At 55.6% G+C, this 3,304-nt stretch carries 3 protein-coding genes; 1 reads left to right on the top strand and 2 read right to left on the bottom strand.

Annotation, left to right across the window (positions count from 1 at the left end; genetic code table 11):
• Positions 1-193: 193 nt before the first annotated feature.
• Positions 194-1,894, top strand: coding sequence for a ribonuclease J (locus tag ACTTKG_RS09990; protein ID WP_442674051.1), 1,701 nt, complete (start codon positions 194-196; stop codon positions 1,892-1,894).
• Positions 1,895-1,970: 76 nt separating this feature from the next.
• Here ACTTKG_RS09990 and ACTTKG_RS09985 read toward each other — a convergent pair whose 3' ends face one another.
• Together ACTTKG_RS09985 and ACTTKG_RS09980 are read right to left on the bottom strand one after the other, a co-directional pair.
• Complete coding sequence (locus ACTTKG_RS09985) at positions 1,971-2,690, bottom strand: Crp/Fnr family transcriptional regulator (RefSeq protein WP_442674050.1); 720 nt, start codon at positions 2,688-2,690, stop codon at positions 1,971-1,973.
• Positions 2,691-2,706: 16 nt separating this feature from the next.
• Positions 2,707-3,213 (bottom strand): flavin reductase family protein, encoded by a 507-nt coding sequence (locus tag ACTTKG_RS09980; RefSeq protein ID WP_442674049.1) that lies wholly within the window; start codon positions 3,211-3,213, stop codon positions 2,707-2,709.
• Between the last annotated feature and the right edge of the window lie 91 nt (positions 3,214-3,304).

Raw genomic sequence — 3,304 nt, 5'->3', positions numbered from 1 at the left:
CATAAGCTGGCAAAGTTTGACAGAACGATGCGACAATTAAACTTGCAATCTTCCGTACGGGCGGCTTTTACCGTTTTCTTTTGCAAAAAAAGTTCATGTGTTATATAATACTATGAGATGTGTATTGATCGGCTAAAACTTGCTGGACAGAGGTTCAGCTAAAAACAAACAAAATTTTGGAGGTGTATATTTTTTGGCTTCAAATTCTTCAAACACACATTCGACCAGTCATTCTGCCAGCGCAAAAAAATTACAGGTCATCCCCTTGGGCGGACTCGGGGAAATCGGCAAAAACATGACGGTACTGCGCTTCGGCAACGATATTCTCGTCATTGATGCGGGACTGATGTTCCCGACGGAAGACATGCTCGGCATCGATCTCGTCATTCCGGACATCACCTATCTGTTGGAAAACCGCGACCATATCAAAGGCATCGTGCTGACGCACGGTCACGAGGATCACATCGGCGCCCTGCCGTATGTCCTGAGCCAAATTGACGTACCCGTCTACGGCACGCCGCTGACGCTCGGCATCCTCAAGGGACGTTTAGAAGAACGCGGCGTTTCGACGCAGAACCTTCATCCCATCATGGCAGGCGACCAGCTTCGGCTCGGCTGCTTTGCCATCAAGTTCGTGCGCGTGAACCACAGCATCCCTGACGCCGTGGCGCTCGCGATCCGCACGCCGCTCGGCACGATCTTCCACACGGGCGACTTCAAGATGGACTACACGCCCGTCGACGGCAAACTCACAGACTTCAAGACGCTTTCGGAGATCGGCAACAAGAGCGTGCTGCTCATGCTCGCCGACAGCACAAACGCCGAACGAGCCGATCCGGTGCCGAGCGAAGCGACCGTCGGCGTCGCTTTCGACCGTGTCTTTCGGCGCGCACGCGGGCGCATCATCGTAGCCACCTTCTCATCGAACGTCTCGCGCATCCAGCAGATCATCGACTCCGCCGTGCGCTATCGGCGCAAAGTGGCGATCCTCGGGCGCAGCATGGTCAACGTCACAAACATCGCTATGGAACTCGGCTATCTGAATGCACCCGAAGGCACGATCATCGACATCGACGAGATCGGCCGCTACAACGATAATCAGATCGTCATCGCAACGACGGGCAGTCAAGGCGAGCCGATGTCCGCTCTGACACGCATGGCGATGAGTTCGCACCGCAAGGTCAACATCACGCCGATGGACACCGTCATCATCTCGGCGACGCCAATTCCCGGCAACGAACGCTACGTCGGCAAAACCATCGATCTCCTCCTGAAGCTCGGCGCCGACGTCGTCTACGGCAAGAGCGAAGGCATCCACGTCTCGGGACACGCGGGGCAAGACGCGCTAAAACTCATGCACAACCTGATCCGTCCGCGCTACTTCATGCCCGTCCACGGCGAATACCGTATGCTCGTGCGCCATGCCAAACTCGCGCAGAGCCTTGGTATGCCCCCGGAAAACATCTTCCTTAACGAAAATGGCGGCATCCTCGAACTCACACGCAACTCGGCGAAGCTCAACGGCAAAGTGCAGTCCGGCATCGTCCTCATCGACGGGCTCGGCGTCGGCGATGTCGGCAACATCGTCCTGCGCGACCGCCAACAACTCTCGCGCGAAGGAGTCATCATCGTCGTCGTGACCATCAACCGCGCATCCGGGCGCATGGTATCCGGTCCCGACTTCGTATCGCGCGGCTTCGTCTACGTGCGCGAATCCGAAGAACTCATGGACACCGCCAGGCGGCGGGTATTCAGTGCCCTCAAGAAGTGCGAAGATGAGCATGTCACCGAATGGTCCGTCATCAAAACGACCATCCGCGACGTTCTCAGCCGCTTCATCTTCGATGCCACACGTCGCCGCCCCATGATCCTGCCGATCATCATGGAAGCATAAAACACATCAGACAAAATAGAAAAAGCGTACAGCCCAAACGATCACGGCTTGTACGCTTTTTTATTGCTGCAAACTTCTACAAATACTCCTCCAGCCGATCCCTATCCAAAATGCGAATGGTACGCGACTCCACAGAGAGAATCCCCTCTCGCTGCATGGCGCTCAACTCCCGCGAAAGCGCAGGGCGCGACACCGCGAGATAGATCGCCGTCGACTCGCGGCTCTCAGGCAGGCAGATCTTGCCGCCGTCCTGCTGCGGCTGCAGCATCAAATAGCGCGCGATCTTGCCACGCAAAGAGCCGCTTGCAAGCACCTTAAGCATATTGTTCATCTGATACGCCTTGCGCGCAAAATCGCGCAGGAGATTCCTCTGCAGCAGCCCCTGCAGGCGCACGCGCTGCGAATCATACGCCTCACTCAGCGCCGCATCCGCAGCTCCCTGTGTCAACATGCGGCTGGAAATCTCCAAAAGCTCCGTCGGCACAAGAGCCTGCGTGAACATATCGTATGCATGGCGCTCAATGAAGAGATACACCTCGCCGAACATCACACCGGGCTTACGGATCTCGCCGAGAAAAATCTGCCTTCCCGAATACGTATCCTTCAATATGCGCACCGCGCCTGAAATGAGCAAAAAAAGCCGCTCGGGCACATCGCCCTCATGAAAGATGATCTCGCCCTTCTTATAGCGTACGAGACGCACCTGGCTCGATGCCAAAAGAGCATCGACATCCGCATCCGTCATACCGCGTGCAAGGCTCGTCCCCTTGATCTGCTCATGAATCTCCTGCCGCATATCTCTCTCCTGCCCCCTACGCGCGAACAAGCACCTTCTGAATTTCCGCCACATACATCGTATGGTAATCCCTCTCAGGATACCACTTTGCAGCAGGCTCCTGCACAATAAAGCACGTCTCCTTCATCTCCTGCGCATAGAGCTTGCGGCAGAAAATCGCCAATCGCGCCTCAGCAAAGTACGTGAACCCCCCATTCGAAATAGGCGTAAGCCCCGCCTTCTCAATCTTCGCCTCATCGCGCCCCGACACCGTGCCAAGATAGTTGAGCGTCTTGCGCTTCGACTCATCAAGCACGGAAAGCGTAAAGCCATCTGCCGCATCAACAAACTCCTTCGTGTAACGCTGCGGACGAATAAAGATAAACACCACAGGCTTGCCCCAGAGCACCCCCATGCCGCCCCAAGAAGCCGTCATCGCGTTCGCTCTGCCATCCTTCTCGCCGCAAACGACGAGCCAATCCTTGCCAATCAGCGTAAACACATCATCCCGCATCTCCTGCGGCTGAATCTCCTTGAATGCCATATTGTGTTCCTCCTCCATTGGTTGCTCAGGCTCTATTCGCCTTTCCTCCTACACCTGATCTTTGCTAAAGTAAGTCTTTTTATAAAGATGA

Source organism: Selenomonas sp. (genome assembly GCF_052169755.1).
GTDB lineage: Bacteria > Bacillota > Negativicutes > Selenomonadales > Selenomonadaceae > Selenomonas.
Note: the sequence above shows the minus strand (reverse complement) of the source record. Positions and strands in the feature narration are given on the sequence as shown.

What these genes read in the sequence shown, in the direction of transcription:
- ACTTKG_RS09985 (WP_442674050.1), bottom strand. Translation starts at nt 2,690, where the DNA reads ATGCGGCAGGAGATTCATGAGCAGATCAAGGGGACGAGCCTTGCACGC.
- ACTTKG_RS09980 (WP_442674049.1), bottom strand. Translation starts at nt 3,213, where the DNA reads ATGGCATTCAAGGAGATTCAGCCGCAGGAGATGCGGGATGATGTGTTT.